At 70.3% G+C, this 15,720-nt stretch carries 14 protein-coding genes; 10 read left to right on the top strand and 4 right to left on the bottom strand.

Annotated elements, in window-relative coordinates; genetic code table 11:
* Positions 1 to 40: 40 nt before the first annotated feature.
* Positions 41 to 844 carry a DODA-type extradiol aromatic ring-opening family dioxygenase gene (locus R2B38_RS16525; protein ID WP_318016916.1) on the top strand — a complete coding sequence of 268 codons (804 nt, stop codon included), beginning with the start codon at positions 41 to 43 and terminating at the stop codon, positions 842 to 844.
* A 33-nt stretch (positions 845 to 877) separates the two neighbouring features.
* Here the strand turns inward: R2B38_RS16525 and R2B38_RS16520 are convergent, their stop codons facing one another.
* Positions 878 to 1,408: a GNAT family N-acetyltransferase gene (locus tag R2B38_RS16520; RefSeq protein WP_318016915.1), complete on the bottom strand. Its 531-nt coding sequence runs from the start codon at positions 1,406 to 1,408 to the stop codon at positions 878 to 880.
* 174 nt (positions 1,409 to 1,582) lie between these two features.
* Here R2B38_RS16520 and R2B38_RS16515 point away from each other — a divergent pair, with 174 nt between their 5' ends.
* Complete coding sequence (locus R2B38_RS16515) at positions 1,583 to 2,581, top strand: RNA polymerase sigma factor RpoD/SigA (protein WP_318016914.1); 999 nt, start codon at positions 1,583 to 1,585, stop codon at positions 2,579 to 2,581.
* A gap of 576 nt (positions 2,582 to 3,157) precedes the next feature.
* A complete protein-coding gene (locus R2B38_RS16510; RefSeq protein WP_318021705.1) occupies positions 3,158 to 3,817 on the top strand; it encodes a TetR/AcrR family transcriptional regulator in 660 nt (219 codons plus the stop codon).
* A gap of 25 nt (positions 3,818 to 3,842) precedes the next feature.
* Here R2B38_RS16510 and R2B38_RS16505 read toward each other — a convergent pair whose 3' ends face one another.
* Entirely contained in the window at positions 3,843 to 4,823 is a 981-nt protein-coding gene (locus R2B38_RS16505; protein ID WP_318016913.1) for a YafY family protein, read from the bottom strand.
* A gap of 122 nt (positions 4,824 to 4,945) precedes the next feature.
* On the opposite strand from R2B38_RS16505, the gene R2B38_RS16500 reads away from it, so the two are divergent.
* The 7 genes from R2B38_RS16500 to R2B38_RS16470 all read left to right on the top strand — a co-directional run bounded on the left by R2B38_RS16500 (position 4,946) and on the right by R2B38_RS16470 (position 13,509).
* Entirely contained in the window at positions 4,946 to 6,466 is a 1,521-nt protein-coding gene (locus tag R2B38_RS16500) for an MFS transporter (RefSeq protein ID WP_318016912.1), read from the top strand.
* Positions 6,467 to 7,742: 1,276 nt separating this feature from the next.
* Positions 7,743 to 8,480: a Crp/Fnr family transcriptional regulator gene (locus R2B38_RS16495; RefSeq protein ID WP_318016911.1), complete on the top strand. Its 738-nt coding sequence runs from the start codon at positions 7,743 to 7,745 to the stop codon at positions 8,478 to 8,480.
* An 80-nt stretch (positions 8,481 to 8,560) separates the two neighbouring features.
* Complete coding sequence (locus R2B38_RS16490) at positions 8,561 to 9,079, top strand: hypothetical protein (RefSeq protein WP_318016910.1); 519 nt, start codon at positions 8,561 to 8,563, stop codon at positions 9,077 to 9,079.
* Positions 9,080 to 9,219: 140 nt separating this feature from the next.
* Entirely contained in the window at positions 9,220 to 9,981 is a 762-nt protein-coding gene (locus R2B38_RS16485) for a DeoR/GlpR family DNA-binding transcription regulator (RefSeq protein ID WP_033285681.1), read from the top strand.
* On the top strand, positions 9,978 to 10,925 hold the full coding sequence (gene pfkB / locus R2B38_RS16480; protein ID WP_318016909.1) for a 1-phosphofructokinase: 948 nt from the start codon (positions 9,978 to 9,980) through the stop codon (positions 10,923 to 10,925). Before R2B38_RS16485 ends, pfkB begins: the two co-directional genes overlap by 4 nt.
* A gap of 139 nt (positions 10,926 to 11,064) precedes the next feature.
* Positions 11,065 to 13,128 carry a fructose-specific PTS transporter subunit EIIC gene (locus tag R2B38_RS16475; RefSeq protein WP_318016908.1) on the top strand — a complete coding sequence of 688 codons (2,064 nt, stop codon included), beginning with the start codon at positions 11,065 to 11,067 and terminating at the stop codon, positions 13,126 to 13,128.
* A 126-nt stretch (positions 13,129 to 13,254) separates the two neighbouring features.
* Positions 13,255 to 13,509: a hypothetical protein gene (locus R2B38_RS16470; protein WP_033285678.1), complete on the top strand. Its 255-nt coding sequence runs from the start codon at positions 13,255 to 13,257 to the stop codon at positions 13,507 to 13,509.
* A gap of 37 nt (positions 13,510 to 13,546) precedes the next feature.
* Here the strand turns inward: R2B38_RS16470 and R2B38_RS16465 are convergent, their stop codons facing one another.
* Both R2B38_RS16465 and R2B38_RS16460 read right to left on the bottom strand, forming a co-directional pair.
* Positions 13,547 to 14,302, bottom strand: coding sequence for a DUF6227 family protein (locus tag R2B38_RS16465; RefSeq protein ID WP_033285677.1), 756 nt, complete (start codon positions 14,300 to 14,302; stop codon positions 13,547 to 13,549).
* Between the two features lie 157 nt (positions 14,303 to 14,459).
* Positions 14,460 to 15,686: an Ig-like domain-containing protein gene (locus tag R2B38_RS16460; RefSeq protein WP_318016907.1), complete on the bottom strand. Its 1,227-nt coding sequence runs from the start codon at positions 15,684 to 15,686 to the stop codon at positions 14,460 to 14,462.
* Between the last annotated feature and the right edge of the window lie 34 nt (positions 15,687 to 15,720).

The raw sequence follows: 15,720 nt of genomic DNA, 5'->3' as shown, positions 1-15,720 counted from the left end.
TCCAGTCGAGCACACAGTCCGAACCTGGGGAGTGACCGTCATGTCCACCGCCGCACCGGAGCGCATGCCCGCCCTCTATCTCAGCCACGGCGCCCCGCCCCTCGCGGACGACCCGATCTGGCCCGGCGAGCTCGCCGCCTGGTCCGCCGACCTCCCCCGCCCCAAGTCGATCCTCATGGTCTCCGCCCACTGGGAGGAGGCCCCCCTCGCCCTCGGCGCGGTCGACCCCGTCCCCCTGGTCTACGACTTCTGGGGCTTCCCCGAGCACTACTACCAGGTCCGCTACGACGCCCCGGGCGCCCCCGAACTCGCCGAGTCCGTACGGAAGTTGCTGCGCGCCCCGGGCATCCCCGTGCAGGACGTCCCGGACCGCGGCCTCGACCACGGGGCGTACGTCCCGCTCGTCGAGATGTTCCCGGCCGCCGACATCCCGGTCCTCCAGGTGTCCATGCCGACCCTCGATCCGGCCAAGCTGATGGACATCGGCCGCAAGCTCGCCCCGCTGCGCGACGAGGGCGTCCTGATCGTCGGCTCCGGCTTCTTCACCCACAACCTCGCCGCGCTGCGCCACACCGGCGGGGGCGTGCCCACCTGGTCCTCCGAGTTCGACGACTGGGGCAGGCGGGCGCTGGAGTCCCGCGACTGGGACGGCCTGCTGGACTTCCTCCACAAGGCACCGGCCGGGCGCTACGCCCATCCCCGCACCGAGCACTTCGCCCCGCTGTTCGTCGCCATGGGCGCGGCGGAGGCGGCCGGCGAGCTGGACGCGCGGGAGTCGGTGAACCCGTCCGTGATCGACGGGTTCTGGATGGGGATGGCGAAGCGGTCGGTGCAGTTCGGCTGAGGCGGGGGCGAACGCCCTTCCCTTCGGGAAGGGCTACAACTCCCGTTCGTACCAGGCGACATCCCAGTAGCGGCCGAACTTGCGGCCCACCTCCCCGTAGGTGCCGACGTACCGGAACCCGAAGCGTTCATGCAGCCGCGTGGACGCTTCGTTGGGCTGGGCGATGCCCGCGTACGCCCGGTGCACGTCCTCGTCCGCCAGGGACTCGAACAGGGCCTTGTAGAGCAGCGTGCCGATGCCCCGGCCGCCCGCGTCGGGGGCGAGGTAGATCGTCACCTCGACCGAGGTCGAATAGGCGGGCTTCGCCCTGTAAGGGCTGGATGTGGCGTAGCCGAGGATTCGCTGTGAGTTTCCTTGGAAGATCCCGTCGACGGCAACCTTCAGGCGGTATGGCCCGTCTTCAGGGTGGGAGAGCAGCCAGGGGCGGCGCTCCTCCGGCGAGAAGGGGACGGTGTCGAAGGTGATCGGGGTCTCGCGTACGTAGTGGTTGTAGATGTCCGTGAGGGCGTCGAGGTCACTCTCGACTCCCGGCCTGACCTGCACCTCTGTATGTTCCGACGGCATCGTTACCCCCTTGTGGCCGGACAGGGTACTGCAAGATCAGAAAAATAGGGGAGCGGGTTGGGAATTCTGTCCGGATTCCAGTCGTTGTTTCCATCAGATGCAGGGCACACGAGAAGAGTGCCGAAGCATCCGACGAACACCTGCTGACCGACCCACCATCGCAAGGGAGCACGCATGGCAACCCGTGCCGTCGCCCGTCGTAAGTCCGCCTCCGGCGAGACCTCCGGCGCGGCGCGCAGTGTTCGCGCCCATGGCGGCGAGATCGCCGACCGCGACCTGGTCGGCATGTATCTCGACGAAATCGCGCGCACACCGCTGCTCGACGCCGCCAAGGAAGTCGAGCTTTCGCAGACCATCGAAGCGGGCGTGTTCGCGCGCCAGGTCCTCGACGGCGAGGAGAAGTCCCAGGCGGACGCCTCCCGCGCCGAGCTGGAGGCCCTGGTCGCCGAAGGGGAGCGTGCCAAGGACGTCTTCATCCGTTCCAACCTCCGCCTGGTCGTGGCCGTGGCCCGCCGTTACCCCCGTAGCGGCCTGCCCCTCCTCGACCTGATCCAGGAGGGCAACGCGGGACTGGTCCGCGCGGTGGAGAAGTTCGACTACCGCAAGGGCTTCAAGTTCTCGACGTACGCGACCTGGTGGATCCGCCAGGCCATCACCCGCTCCATCGCCGACCAGTCCCGGACCATCCGCCTGCCCGTCCACCTCGTGGAGGAGCTGGGCCGGATCCGCCGGGTGCAGCGCGAGTTCAACCGGAAGAACGGGCGGGAGCCCGAACACACGGAGATCGCGGCCGAGTTGGACACCACCCCGGAGCGCGTGACGAACGTCCTGGACTGGGCCCGTGACCCGGTCTCGCTGAACATGTCGGTGGACGACGACGGAGACACGCAGTTCGGTGACCTCCTGGAGGACACCTCGGCCGTCTCGCCCGAGCAGTCCGTCATGACCCTGCTGCGCAGCGAGGAACTGGACGACCTGATCGGCCGCCTCGACCAGCGCACGGCCTCCATCATCAAGATGCGGTACGGCATGGAGGACGGCCGGGAGCGCACGCTCACCGAGGTCGGCAAGGAGCACGGCCTGACGCGCGAGCGCATCCGCCAGATCGAGAAGCACGCACTGCTGGAACTGAAGAAGCTGGCCAGCCAGACCGGCTTCGACGCGGCGGCCTGAGCCTCCGGACTCCGGCCCGGTGGACGCGGGGGCGCGTACGCACGAGGTGCGCGCCGGACCGCGTACGCGGGGTGGCGGGAGGCCGCGCGAACATGGCTGTGTAACGCCGCTTCAACCTGCTGGGCCCTGGGAACAAGACTTCAGGGCCCAGGAGTTCGGGATCCGGGGCCACGCCCCGAGACCCCCTGAGCCACGTCCCGACGCAACACCCCCCCCGGCGCCGGGACCTTCCGAACCGGGCTTCGGCGTCTGTCCCCCCAGGCGTCGGGGCCCGGTTCTTCTATGGGCCACGGGTGGGTCTTCAGGAGTCTTCGGGAGGGGGGGGGAGGGGGCGCGGGCATACGGGGTCGGTGGGTCGTCGGCATCCGGTGGGGCGTCGGCATGCTGGGACGGCGGGGCACCCCGTACCTGAACTCCGGGGTGGCCCGCCGAATGGCAGATTGTGCCACAGCGGCATAGCCTGCCGATGTGAGCAGCCCCACCCCAGCACCGGATTCCGGCCCTACTTCCCCTTCCGACCCCTCTGCCCCCTCCGCACCGCTCTCGCTGACCGAGCGGCGCAAGGCCGAGACCCGGATGGAGATCGCCCGGGCCGCCGCCGGACTCTTCGTGAGACACGGGCTGCGGGCCACCCGTGCCGAGGACATCGCCCAGAGCGCGGGCATCGCCCCCCGCACGTTCTACCGCTACTTCGCCACCAAGGAAGAGGCCGTCGCCCCGCTCTACGCGGCCGGCGCCCAGCGCTGGGTGGAGGCGGTCCGCGCGGCCCCGGCCGCACTGTCGGTACCGGAGGCCCTGGAACACGGGGTCCGCTACACGCTGACCCCCGGGGTGGGCGTCTCCGTCAACTCCTGGACCTGGGTCCGCACGTTGATCGCCATGGCCGAATCCAGCCCCGCCCTGCGCCGGGTCTGGGCGGAGGTCTACCAGGCCTCGGAACACACCCTGGGCGAGATCCTCGCGCAACGCCTCACCGTGGAACGCCTTCCCGAGGGCGGCGACTCCGCCGCCGACCCGGCTCCGTTCGTGCCGTCCCCCGAGCTGCGCTTCGCCGCCGCCGTGGCAAGTGCCGCCGTACGCACGGCTGTTGAGGGGTGGGCGTCGGGGGAGGCGCACGGGGGCGCGAGTGCCGGTGCGAGTGCGGTGGCGGGGCCGGTGGAGCTGGCGCTGCGGAATCTGCGGGCGCTGCGGGACTTTCCCTGGGGGGAGTTGGGGACAGGACGGGGCGCGGTGTGAGCTCCGCCCACGCGCCCTCCGAGGCTCACGCCCGCGCCTCGCCCGCACTCCCCGCCCGGCTCAACCGTTCCCCCAACTCCCTTACACACCGCACCAGTTCCTCCGGCTCGTGCACCGTGAACTCGCATCCCAGCATGGCCAGCCGTACGGCCAGCCAGTCCACCGCGTCGCCGGTCGTGGCGCGCAGGCGGCAGCTGTGCTCGCCGAGCGGTTCCGGGGCGCCGAGCCAGGCCGGGATGCGGGCCGCGACGACCTCGGCGGGCGCGGCGAAGGTGACGGCGTACTCGTAGGTCTCCTGACGCTGGTGCATCGACTGCCGCAGATACTCCGCCGCGCTCCCGGTCGGCAGCTCGCGCGGGGTGAACCGGGCCCCGGTGGCGAAGGGGTGGCTCACCCGGTCGACCCGGAACGTCCGCCAGTCCTCGCGGTCGAGGTCGTAGGCGACGAGGTACCAGCGCCGGCCGGTCGAGACGAGGCGGTACGGCTCCGTCAGGCGGCGGGACCCGGTGCCGTCCTTGGCGCGGTAGGCGAAGCGCAGCCGTTCCCGGCCGGCGATCGCCGAGGCGATGACGGTCAGCGTCTCGGGGGCGATGCTCGCGCCGTCGCCACTGGTCAGCGGGGTCGTGGCGGCCTGGAGGGTGGCGACCCGGTGCCGCAGCCGCGAGGGCAGCACCTGTTCCAGCTTCGCCAGCGCCCGTACGGAAGCCTCGTCCACGCCCTCCAGCGCGTGCCCGGCGCCCGCGCGCAGGCCGACCGCGATCGCCACCGCCTCCTCGTCGTCCAGCACCAGCGGGGGCATCGCCTTGCCTGCGACGAGCCGGTAGCCGCCGTCGGAGCCGAGCGTCGCCTGCACGGGGTAGCCGAGTTCGCGGAGCCGGTCGATGTCCCGGCGGACCGTGCGCCGGGAGACCCCGAGGCGGTCGGCCAGCTCGCCGCCGGGCCACTCGCGGGGCGTCTGGAGGAGCGAGAGGAGTTGGAGGAGCCGGGCCGGGGTGTCGGTGGTCATGAGTTCCCCGTCGTCGTCATGGATTCTCCGTCGTCGTCATGAGTTCTCCGTCGGCGTCATGAGTGCGAGGATGCCGTAGAACTAGGACACGATCTGACCTAATGGGGTCATAGCTTCACGCCATGACCTCCACCGAAACGCTTGCCGACAGCCCGACGGACCTGGCGGACCCCGTACCTACGGGGGACCGGCGGCGCTGGTTCGCCCTCGCGATCGTGATGACGGCGGCCTTCATGGACCTCGTCGACGTCACGATCGTCAATGTCGCGATCCCGTCGATCCAGCGGGACGCGGGCGCCTCCTTCAGCCAGATCCAGTGGATAACGGCCGGTTACGCGCTCGCCTTCGCCGCCGGGCTGATCACCGGCGGGCGGCTGGGTGACATCCACGGCCGCAAGCGGCTGTTCCTCGTCGGCATCGGCGGCTTCACGCTCGCCTCCGCGCTGTGCGGCTTCGCCGCGAACCCGGAGATGCTGGTCGCTTCGCGCATCCTCCAGGGCGGGATGGCGGCGATGATGGTGCCGCAGGTGCTGTCGATCGTGCACGCGACCTTCCCCGCGCACGAACGCGGCAAGGTGTTCGGGCTGTTCGGCGCGATCGTCGGGCTCGGCGCGGTGTCCGGTCCGCTGCTCGGCGCGCTGCTCACCGAGTGGAACCTGTTCGGGCTGGAGTGGCGCCCGATCTTCCTCATCAACCTGCCCGTCGGCATCGCGGGACTGATCCTCGGCAGCCGTTTCATCACCGAGTCCAAGGCGCCGCGCGCGCTGAAGCTGGACCTCGTGGGCGTCGCCCTGGTCACCCTCGGCCTGCTGATGCTGCTCTATCCGCTCACCCGGGGCGACGAACTGGGCTGGCCCGCCTGGGGGTTCGTGTCGATGTCCGGTTCGGTCGGGGTCTTCTCCGCGCTGGTGGCGTACGAGCGGCGGAAGGCGGCGCGGGACGGTTCGCCGCTCGTCGAGCTGTCGCTGTTCGAGGTGAAGAGCTTCGCGGCGGGTATCGCCGTACAGATGGTCTTCGGCATCGGGCTCGGCATCTTCTTCCTGGTCTGGACGCTGTACATGCAGATCGGGCTGGGCTGGAGCCCGCTGCGGGCCGGGCTGACCGGCGTGCCGTTCTCGATCGCGGTCTCGGTGGCGGCCGGGATGTCCGTGCAGAAGCTGGTGCCGCGGCTCGGCGGACGCAATGTGCTGCAGACCGGCGCGCTGGTGATGGTCGTGGGCGTACTGCTCTACCTCTGGGAGGCCGACCGGTACCAACTGGCCATCGCCTCCTGGCAGATGGCGCTGCCCCTCGTCGTGATGGGCGCCGGCATGGGCCTGATCTTCGCCCCGCTGACCGACACGATCCTCTCCGAGGTGCCGCGCGAGCACGCGGGTTCGGCGTCCGGACTCATCAACACCGTTCAGCAGATGGGCAATGCGCTGGGGCTGGGGTTGGTGTCGGTGGTCTTCTTCGGCTCGATCGGGGACCGGCTGACTCCGGCCGAGGTGGGCCCGGCGTTCGTCAACGCCTTCCAGAACGCGCTGGGTTGGGTGGCCGCCGTGATGGGCGCGATCTTCCTGCTGATGTTCGCGTTGCCGGGGCGGGCGGCGGGGCGCCTGGCGGGGGAGACCGCCAAGGAGGTTGAGCCGAGCGGGAGTTGACCCGGTTCGGCAACGCATCGGCAATGCATCGGCAGCGCAGGAGAGCGCCCCGCCCCGAGGTCGTACCCGGGGCGGGGCGCTCGGTGCAACCGGTCGGATATTGGCGTACGCCGGTGCGCGGGGGGAGGCGTACGCCGGGCAGATCCGACGGCGTGGGCGGGGCCGGATGTCACGCCGTGTAGTGGAGGGGTCGCTCACGGGGGAACGCTCCGGCTTCGCGGCGGCACGGGTGCCCGACCCGGCGGTCCAGTAAGGCAATTGACGGAGTGAGAGGTGGTGATGGGATGGGTGGGGCGGAGCGGGACTCGGGCGGTGATGCCTGTATCCCTTAGTCGATATTTTGCTGTGTGCTGTGGTGAACCCTGAATTCCCCGGCGGAAATCTGTTCCCCGTGTTGATTCGCGGTATTTCTTTTTGAATCGGACCGCCCCTCGGAAGGGAATTCCCGAGGTGTCGGTCTGTTGGTTCTTCGGGTGTGCGGTCGACCGATCGGGCCGTTGGTCCGGTGGGGTGTGTTGGCGGAATATGTTTGTTCTTGATCGATGGCCGTCATGTGAGGGTGCTGTCACCCGGCTGTAGGGATGGGAACGGTCCCGCCTTCATGTCTGCAAAAGGGATAAAGAGTGCCTCGGGGTGGCGGTTGGGCGCGGCCGCCCCGCGCCGGAGTGGCCTTGTCGCCTGATGGGGAGTGACCCGAAGGCCGGTCGTGGTGTTTACTGGGCAGCGGTCTGATCCCTGACGGGTCCGGGCCTTTCCGGGAGGTCCTGGGGGTGGTGCCCCAGGGCCTCTCGTCTTTGCCGCCGGTTTGTGTGGGCGTCATATGTCGCTCACCGGAGAAGTGTCCCGACGTACCTCGGAGAGGGCGCGGGCTGTGATGGTAACCGGTTTGGTAATTGCGAAATTGGTGGTCACTTTTCCGTCCGGATTACGTGTGATCTTCTGTGGCGAAGCCCCGCTGTGAGGGGTTTCGAGCCATGATCACTATTCGTCGCGGTACCTTCGGAATCGCGACTGGCTCTTCTCTCGCAACGAGCGGTACCGTTCTGTCTCGCTCAACTGTTTCCCCCCGGCCTCACCACCCGGGCGTTGCCGCACCTCCCGGAGAGGGAGGCCGGACCCGTCACCCGTGACCCCGCCGACCGGCGGGGCCGCAGAGCTTCGACAGAACAGAGAAAGGGACCCAGACCCCCATGCGTACCGTGACACATCGTCACCATCGCGCGCCTCGCGGCGCGTACGCCGGGACACACGCCGCCGCGGCCTTCGGAGCCGGCGAGTGAGGACACTCGCGACCGACGACACCGCACGGCCGATCGACTTTCTCCAGGGCTGCGAGAACAAGCCCCGGGGAAGCTTCCTGCGGTGTCTGGACAGGGAGGACTGGCGTGCCCTGCTGGAGGCCGGCCTGTGCAGCCGCGGCTTCGCGCGGGACGAGCACCTGCCGATCGGACCGGACGACCGGAACGTCTACATCATCTGGGACGGCGTCGTACGCCAGGACCGGTTCCCGCTCGGCGAGGGGGAGCACGTCCCCACCGTCACGCGGTTCCGGGGCCGCGGCCAGCTGATCGGCGAGGCCAAGCTCGTCACCCCCGGCTCCGCCGTCCTCACCAAGTGCCTGGCCGAGACGGTGGCCATTCCCTGCCGCGCCCAGTACTTCGACGCCCTGCTGGGCAAGTGGCCCGACATCCGGCTCGCCCTCCTGCGCAGCCTCGAAGAGCGCAACCGCAGCGACGAACTCGTCTACACCATGGCCACCAGGCCACCCCTGGAGCGCGTCAGCAGGCTTCTGGCGCACCTCGCCGACACCGTGGGTTCCCCCGGCCCGAGGGCAGGCTCCACCCACATCGTCGGCCCGGGCCAGAAGGACCTCGCCGCGGCCCTCCAACTCGCCGTCTCCACCACCGAGAACGCGATCCGGACCCTGCGTTACCACGGGATCATCGAAGCCCGGTACCGCCGGTTCGTCGTGCACGACGTCGACGCGCTGCGCCACCTCGCCGCCGGGAACTGACACCGCCCGGCGTGCCGGACCCCCACTCCGGCGCCCCGGTCCCTCTGCCGCTCACGCTCCGCCCCCGAACGGATCACCGCATGATGACCAGCACCACCACGCTGGCGATCGGCACCAGTGCCGGCACCCTCCTCCTGACCGCCACCTCCGCCCTCGTCATGGGTCTGTTCGCCGGTTTGTCCCACCGGCACCAGAGGCAGTTCTTCGCCTGGACGCGGAAGATCCGCCGCAAGGACGAGACGAACACCGAGTACGACAAGCCCAGCGCGTGGCTCGCCGGCCTCTACGAGGCGCAGTGCGGCCTCGCCCAGAAGCCCTGTGTCGCCGAGGACTTCAAGGACATCGCCACGATCGGCACCATGCTCGCGGGCATAGCCGACCACACCGAAGGCGTCCGGTTCGAGCTGGCGAAGGTCGTCGAGAGTGTGCGGGGCTACGTCGCCACCGCCCTGCCCGCGCCGGGTCAGGCCGTACGCATAGGCCTCCCGGAGCACCGTGCTCGGCTCGAACAGGCGATGCGCCAGGAAGCCGCCCGCGACGAACTGGCGCACGCCGTCCTCGCCGCCCAGAAGAAGATCAAGGAACTGCGCCACAGCTGAGTGCCCCCTCTTCCCGTTGGCCGAGCCCCCCTCTGCCCGTTCATGTCCACCTCATGCCCGAACCTGTTTACTTTCCGGAAATCCGGGCGTAGCCTCCGAGCGAAACCACAAGTTCGGGCAAAGGTCGGAGGCGAACGGACATGTACGCACCGGAGCGGCAGCAGGAGATCCTCCGACTGGCCCGTGACGGCGGCCGGGTGGACGTGGTGTCGCTGGCCGAGGAGTTCCAGGTCACGGCGGAGACGATCCGCCGGGACCTGAAGGCCCTCGACCGCGCGGGACTCGTCCGCCGGGTGCACGGCGGTGCCATACCCGCCGGGCGGCTGGACTTCGAGCCGGACCTCGCCGAGCGCGAGTCGACGGCGGCCGACGAGAAGGACCGGATCGCCAAGGCGGCCCTCGCCGAGCTGCCCACGCAGGGCACGGTGATCCTCGACGCCGGTACGACGATCGCCCGCCTCGCGGGCATCATCCCGCTGGAGGCCGAGCTCACCGTCGTCACGCACTCGCTGCCCATCGCGGCCCGCCTCGCGGACCACCCGGGCATGCAGCTCCACCTCGTCGGGGGGCGCGTGCGGCACCGTACGCGCGCCGCCGTGGACGCCTGGGCGCTGCGGGCGTACGGCGAGATCCGCGCGGACGTCGTGTTCGTCGCGGCCAACGGCTTCTCCGCCGGGCACGGCCTGACCACCCCCGACCTCGCCGAGGCCGCGGTCAAGCGCGCGGCGATGACCGCCGCCCGCCGCGTGGTGCTGCTCGCCGACTCCGCCAAGCACGGCCAGGAGCACTTCGCCCGCTTCGGCGCCCTGAGCGACGTGGACCTCCTGATCACCGACAGCGGGCTGAGCCCAGAAGACGCCACCGCCATGGAGCGCGGCGGCATGGAAGTAGTGCGCGCATGATCCTCACCGTCACCCCGAACCCGTCCCTCGACCGCACCTACGAGGTCCCCTCGCTGGACCGCGGTGAGGTCATACGGGCCACCGGCGAGCGCATGGACCCGGGCGGCAAGGGCGTCAACGTCTCCCGCGCGGTCGCCGCCGCGGGCCGTCGTACGGTCGCCGTCCTCCCGCTGGGCGGAGCGCCGGGCGCGCTGGTCGCGGACCTGCTCGACGCGCAGGGCATCGAGGTCGCGCCGGTCCCGGTCGCCGGGGCCACCCGCTCGAACATCGCCCTCGCCGAGGCGGACGGCGTCCTCACGAAGATCAACGCGCCCGGGCCCGAACTGACCGCCGCCGAACAGGAGTTGCTCCTGGAGACGGTCCGGCGGCAGTCGCGTGACGCCGACTGGATCGCCTGCTGCGGCAGCCTCCCGCGCGGCCTCGCGCCGTCCTGGTACGCCGAGTTGGTCGCCCGCGCGCACGCCGTCGGCGTCCGTATCGCCCTCGACACCTCCGGGCCCGCGCTCATCGAGGCGCTGCGCGAACGCCCGGATGTGGTGAAGCCCAACGCCGAGGAACTCGCGGAGGCGGTCTCCCGCCCGCTCGCCACCGTCGGCGACGCGGTCAAGGCGGCCGAAGAACTACGGGAGTTGGGCGCGGGTGCCGTGCTCGCCAGCCTCGGCGCGGACGGGCAGTTGCTCGTGGACGGCTCCGGCGCCTGGTACGGCAGCGCGCGCGTCGACGTCGTACGCAGCAATGTCGGTGCGGGGGACTCGTCGCTGGCCGGCTTCCTGATCGCCGGCGGCCACGGCCCGGAGGCCCTGGCCTCGGCGGTCGCCCACGGCGCCGCCGCCGTCCAGCTCCCCGGCAGCGTGATGCCCACCCCGGCCGACCTCGACCCGGCCGCGGTGACGGTCACGGCGGACGTCCCGGTGGACCGCGTCCTGACGGAGCCGGTGACATGAGCGCCTCCAGGGTCGTCATGACCGCTCACCGGTACGCCCCGTTACCGGCCACCCTCCCCTCCCCGAAGTCCCGCTGTACCCCCGTCCCCACCCCCGCCCACGGCAGTTGCCGGGCGATACGCGTGCGAAGGAGCCCGCGATGAGCGAGATGATCACCGCGGACCTGGTCGACCTCGACCTGTCCGCCGATACCAAAGAGGCGGCGGCACGTGCCCTCGCCGAGCGCATGGTCGCCCAGGGCCGGGTCACCGACCTGGAGGGCTTCCTCGCCGACGTGGCCGCCCGCGAGGCGCAGATGCCGACCGGCCTGGACGGCGGCATCGGCATCCCGCACTGCCGCAGCGAGTACGTCACCGAGCCGTCGCTCGCCTTCGGCCGCAGCGCCGAGGGCGTCGACTTCGGTGCCCCGGACGGCCCCGCCGACCTGATCTTCCTGATCGCCGCGCCCGCCGGGGCCGACGACGCCCACCTGACGATCCTCTCCGCGCTGGCCCGGCAGCTCATGAACGCCGAGTTCACGTCCGCGCTGCGGTCCGTGGGCGACGCGGAGAGCGCGGCGGCCCTGATCCGCGGCGACGAACCCGAGGGCGGCACAGACTCCGCCGCGACGCCGGTGGCGGCCTCCGCCGGCGCCGCGGCGGGCAGTACCACGGCAGACGGCTCCCGGGCTTCTACGGCTGCCACGGACACCGGCGCCGACGCGGGGCCGTTCCGTATCGTCGCCGTCACCTCCTGCCCCACCGGTATCGCGCACACCTACATGGCGGCCGAGGCGCTGGAGAACGCGGGCCGTGACGCCGGTGTCGAACTCGTCGTGGAGCCGCAGGGCTCGGCCGGTTTCACCCGGCTCGACCCGGCGGTGATCGCGGCGGCGGACGCCGTGATCTTCGCCCACGACGTGCCCGTACGGGAGAAGGAACGCTTCGCCGGGAAGCCGACCGTCGACGTCGGCGTCAAGGCGGGCATCAACCGTCCCGCCGAGCTGATCACCGAGGTCCGCGGCAAGGCGGAGCGCGGCGAGGTCAGCGGCGGATCCGCGCCGACCCCGGTCGAGCGCGGCGGCGAGGCGGGCGAGGGCTACGGCTCCAAGCTCCGCAAGTGGCTGATGTCCGGCGTCAGTTACATGGTCCCGTTCGTCGCGGCGGGCGGTCTGCTGATCGCCCTCGGCTTCGCGATCGGCGGCTACGAGATCAAGTCCGCGCCCTCGGTCATGGACCACTTCGTGTGGACGCAGACCGACAGCTGGGCCGCGCTGATGTTCCAGATCGGCGCCGTCGCCTTCGGCTTCCTGGTCCCGGTGCTGGCGGGTTACATCGCCTACGGCATGGCGGACCGGCCGGGTCTGGTGCCCGGCTTCGTCGGCGGCATGATCGCCTCCACCATCAACGCGGGCTTCCTCGGAGGCCTGGCCGCCGGTCTGATCGCCGGTGGTGTGGTGCTGGCGATCCAGAAGGTGAGGATCCCGAAGGCAGTGCGCGGGATCATGCCGGTGGTGGTGATCCCGTTGATCTCCACGGCGATCGTCGGGTTCCTGATGTTCGTGGTCATCGGGAAGCCGATCGCCTCGGCGCAGAAGGGCATGACCGACTGGCTCAACGGCCTCAGCGGCTCGAACGCGATCCTGCTGGGCGCCCTGCTCGGCCTGATGATGTGCTTCGACCTCGGCGGCCCGGTCAACAAGGTCGCGTACACCTTCGCCACGGCGGGCATCGCGGTCTCCAGCCCCAGTGACTCGGCGATGAAGATCATGGCCGCGGTGATGGCGGCCGGTATGGTCCCGCCGCTGGCGATGGCACTGGCGACGACCGTGCGCGGCAAGCTCTTCACCGAGACCGAGCGCGAGAACGGCAAGGCCGCCTGGGTCCTGGGCGCCTCCTTCATCTCCGAGGGCGCGATCCCGTTCGCGGCGGCCGACCCGCTGCGGGTCATCCCGTCCGCGATGGTGGGCGGCGCGATCACCGGGTCCCTGTCGATGGCGTTCGGCGCGACCCTGCGGGCCCCGCACGGCGGCATCTTCGTGGTCCCGCTGATCGGCCACGCGTTCCTCTACCTGATCGCCATCGCGGTCGGCATGTGCGTCAGCGCGGCCCTGGTCGTCGTACTGAAGGGCATGCGCAAGTCGCCTGCCGGCAGCGCGGCCCCCGGAGCGCCGGAGGACATAGCGGCTCCTACGGCGGACACGAAGCAGCCGGTCGCCGCCTAGCCGCGATCGGGCCTCCGTCCGGCATCTGTCTGGGCTCTTTTGGGCCGCCGTGAGGTGTTCACGGCAACTGCGAGATACGTCACGGTCCGGGACCACGGTCCCGGACCGTGGTGTCTACTGGAACGCATGCCTGAGCACGTCTCGATCCTCCAGCTGACCGGTGTGGCCGTTCTCGCCCTGGCGACCGTCGCCTGGGTGTTCGGCCTGACGCGCGTCCTGCGCCGCTCCCTCGCGGAGCCCACCGTGTGGCACGCGGCCCACCCGCTGCACGGCCTCCCGAACCAGCGTCACACCGCTCCCCACGTGGAGTCCGTCGAGCTGACCCCGGCGGAGCGGGACGCTTTCGCGGGTCTGGTACGACAGCTCAGCGACGGGCGTTGACTCAGCGGCGGGCTTTGAACGGCCCGGCTCGGGGCTGCTAGGAGACCTGCGCCGCCCGGCGCTCCATCGCGTCGCGGGCCGCGTCCTCGCTGGCGTAGACCTCGCACATGTGACGGCCGTCCGGCGTCGCCGTGTGCTCGACCTCCCACAGGGAGATCTCCGCGCCGTCCTGCAGCAGGAACGCGTGCTCGTAGAGCGAGAAGCAGAGCGCCGCGCGGCCCGCTCGGAACGGACGGCCGAAGGCCTGCGTGATCTGGTGCGCGAACGCCGTCTCCAGCAGCGCGGCCGTCTCGCCGTCCGGCCGGTCCACGTTCTCCGCCCGGCGCAATAAACGGCGCGCGTGGTCCGCGGAGTCGTCCGCCAGATATGTGTGCCGGGGCTCCGGGAACGGCGCCAGCTGCACCATCACCGGCAGTTCGAAGTCCGGGGGCTCCGGTGTGTCCGGCGGCAGCGGCAGCCGCGCGGTCGCGATGCGCAGCTCCTCCTCGTCGACGTACACCTCGTGCTGAGTGTCTCTGCCCAGCACGGTGTTGTGGACGAGCTCCCACAGGGTGAGCGCGGAACCGTCGGCGAGCAGCCATGTGTGCCGGTACGTCTCCCGGTGCAGGCCGGCGCTGTGGTGCGCGGAGTGCAGCGAACTGTCGTGCGCCAGCGCGCAGTCGAGACGCCCTATCGTCTCGTCCGGCAGCTCGAAGGAGTTCAGGGCACGGCCGAGGAGTCGCGCGAGATGCTCTTGCGGAGACTCGGGCGACTCGGGTTGTTCGTACGCTGCCGTGTCGTACGGAACGCTCAAGGCTTCTCCCGGCGTTGCTGCATGTCACCTTGTGGGTGCATACCGTAGCCCCTCGGTCGGACATCATTCCTGTGAACCGAGAAAACGTATGCCCGGAAAACGCGCGGGCCGCGCGAGATGTTCCCGCGCGGCCCGAAGTTCCGTCAAAACCCGCCGGTCAGGCGGCACTTCCCGCGGTCCACTCGCTCCACGCCATGTTCCAGCCGTTGAGCCCGTTGTCCGGGGCGACCGTCTTGTCGGGGGAGTTCTTCACGACCACGACATCGCCGATGAGCGAGTTGTCGTAGAACCAGGCGGCGTTCGTCGCGCCCTGCGCGCCCTGTACGTCCGCGAGCCCGACACAGCCGTGGCTGGTGCCCGTCTGACCGAAGGGCGGGTTGGACTTGTTGTACCAGTAGTTGCCGTGGATGAACGTCCCCGACGAGGTCAGGCGCATCGCGTGCGGCACGTCCGGGATGTCGTACTCCCCGCCCAGGCCGACCGTCTGGCTGTTCATCCGGGTCTGGGTGAACTTCTCGGAGATCACCATCTGCCCGTTGTACGTGGTGTGTTCGGGGCTGCCGGACGAGATCGGCAGGGACTTGAGGGTCTGGCCGTCGCGTACGACCGTCATGGTCTGCGTGTTGACGTCCACGGTGGAGACCTGCGAGCGGCCGACGTTGAACGTCACGGTCTTCTTCTGTACGCCGTAGACGCCGTTCGCGCCCTGCACGCCGTCCAGGTCGATCTTCATCGTGACCTTGGAACCGGCCTTCCAGTAGTCCTGCGGCCGGAAGTCGAGCCGCTGCGCCCCGAACCAGTGCCCCACGACCTGCTGCCCGCTGCTCGACGTGACCGTGATGTGCGACTGCACGGCCTTCTTGTCGCTGATCACCTTGTCGAAGTTGAACGACACCGGCATCCCGACACCGACCGTCGTCCCGTTGTCCGGGGTGTACGTCCCGATGAAGCTGTTGCTCGAAGTGACGGTGGTGAAGATGGAGTTGGCGGCGGCGGTCTTGCCGCTGGAGTCCTTCGCGGTCGCCGATATCTGGTACTTGGTGCCGCGCTCCAACTGCTCCTTCGGCTTCCAGCTCGCGCCGTTCGCGGCGATCGCGCCGTCCACGGCCTGCCCCGACCCGGCGACCGTCATCTTCACGTCGGTCAGCTTGCCGTCGCTGACCTGCACGCCGGTGGAGTTGATGGACGCGTTCGTCGAGCCGTCCTTGGCGGAGATGGTGATCTTCGCGGTGGACGTCTTGGCGGTCGTGTTGCCGCCGCCCTTGCTGTCGGTGTTGGCGTCCGCGCTGGCGTTGCCACCACACGCGCTGAGGGTGAGGGTGCCGACCACCAGGGCGGCGATGGCCCCCAGTACGCGCCGCGCTGCTATGTCCGGCGTTGTCACGGGCTGCTCCAGGTTCGTGTGGTGTACGTGATGC

This window comes from Streptomyces sp. N50 (genome assembly GCF_033335955.1).
Lineage (GTDB): Bacteria > Actinomycetota > Actinomycetes > Streptomycetales > Streptomycetaceae > Streptomyces.
Note: the sequence above shows the minus strand (reverse complement) of the source record. Positions and strands in the feature narration are given on the sequence as shown.

What these genes read in the sequence shown, in the direction of transcription:
- R2B38_RS16525 (WP_318016916.1), top strand. Translation starts at nt 41, where the DNA reads ATGTCCACCGCCGCACCGGAGCGCATGCCCGCCCTCTATCTCAGCCAC.
- R2B38_RS16520 (WP_318016915.1), bottom strand. Translation starts at nt 1,408, where the DNA reads ATGCCGTCGGAACATACAGAGGTGCAGGTCAGGCCGGGAGTCGAGAGT.
- R2B38_RS16515 (WP_318016914.1), top strand. Translation starts at nt 1,583, where the DNA reads ATGGCAACCCGTGCCGTCGCCCGTCGTAAGTCCGCCTCCGGCGAGACC.
- R2B38_RS16510 (WP_318021705.1), top strand. Translation starts at nt 3,158, where the DNA reads ATGGAGATCGCCCGGGCCGCCGCCGGACTCTTCGTGAGACACGGGCTG.
- R2B38_RS16505 (WP_318016913.1), bottom strand. Translation starts at nt 4,823, where the DNA reads ATGACCACCGACACCCCGGCCCGGCTCCTCCAACTCCTCTCGCTCCTC.
- R2B38_RS16500 (WP_318016912.1), top strand. Translation starts at nt 4,946, where the DNA reads ATGACCTCCACCGAAACGCTTGCCGACAGCCCGACGGACCTGGCGGAC.
- R2B38_RS16490 (WP_318016910.1), top strand. Translation starts at nt 8,561, where the DNA reads ATGATGACCAGCACCACCACGCTGGCGATCGGCACCAGTGCCGGCACC.
- R2B38_RS16485 (WP_033285681.1), top strand. Translation starts at nt 9,220, where the DNA reads ATGTACGCACCGGAGCGGCAGCAGGAGATCCTCCGACTGGCCCGTGAC.
- pfkB (WP_318016909.1), top strand. Translation starts at nt 9,978, where the DNA reads ATGATCCTCACCGTCACCCCGAACCCGTCCCTCGACCGCACCTACGAG.
- R2B38_RS16475 (WP_318016908.1), top strand. Translation starts at nt 11,065, where the DNA reads ATGAGCGAGATGATCACCGCGGACCTGGTCGACCTCGACCTGTCCGCC.
- R2B38_RS16470 (WP_033285678.1), top strand. Translation starts at nt 13,255, where the DNA reads ATGCCTGAGCACGTCTCGATCCTCCAGCTGACCGGTGTGGCCGTTCTC.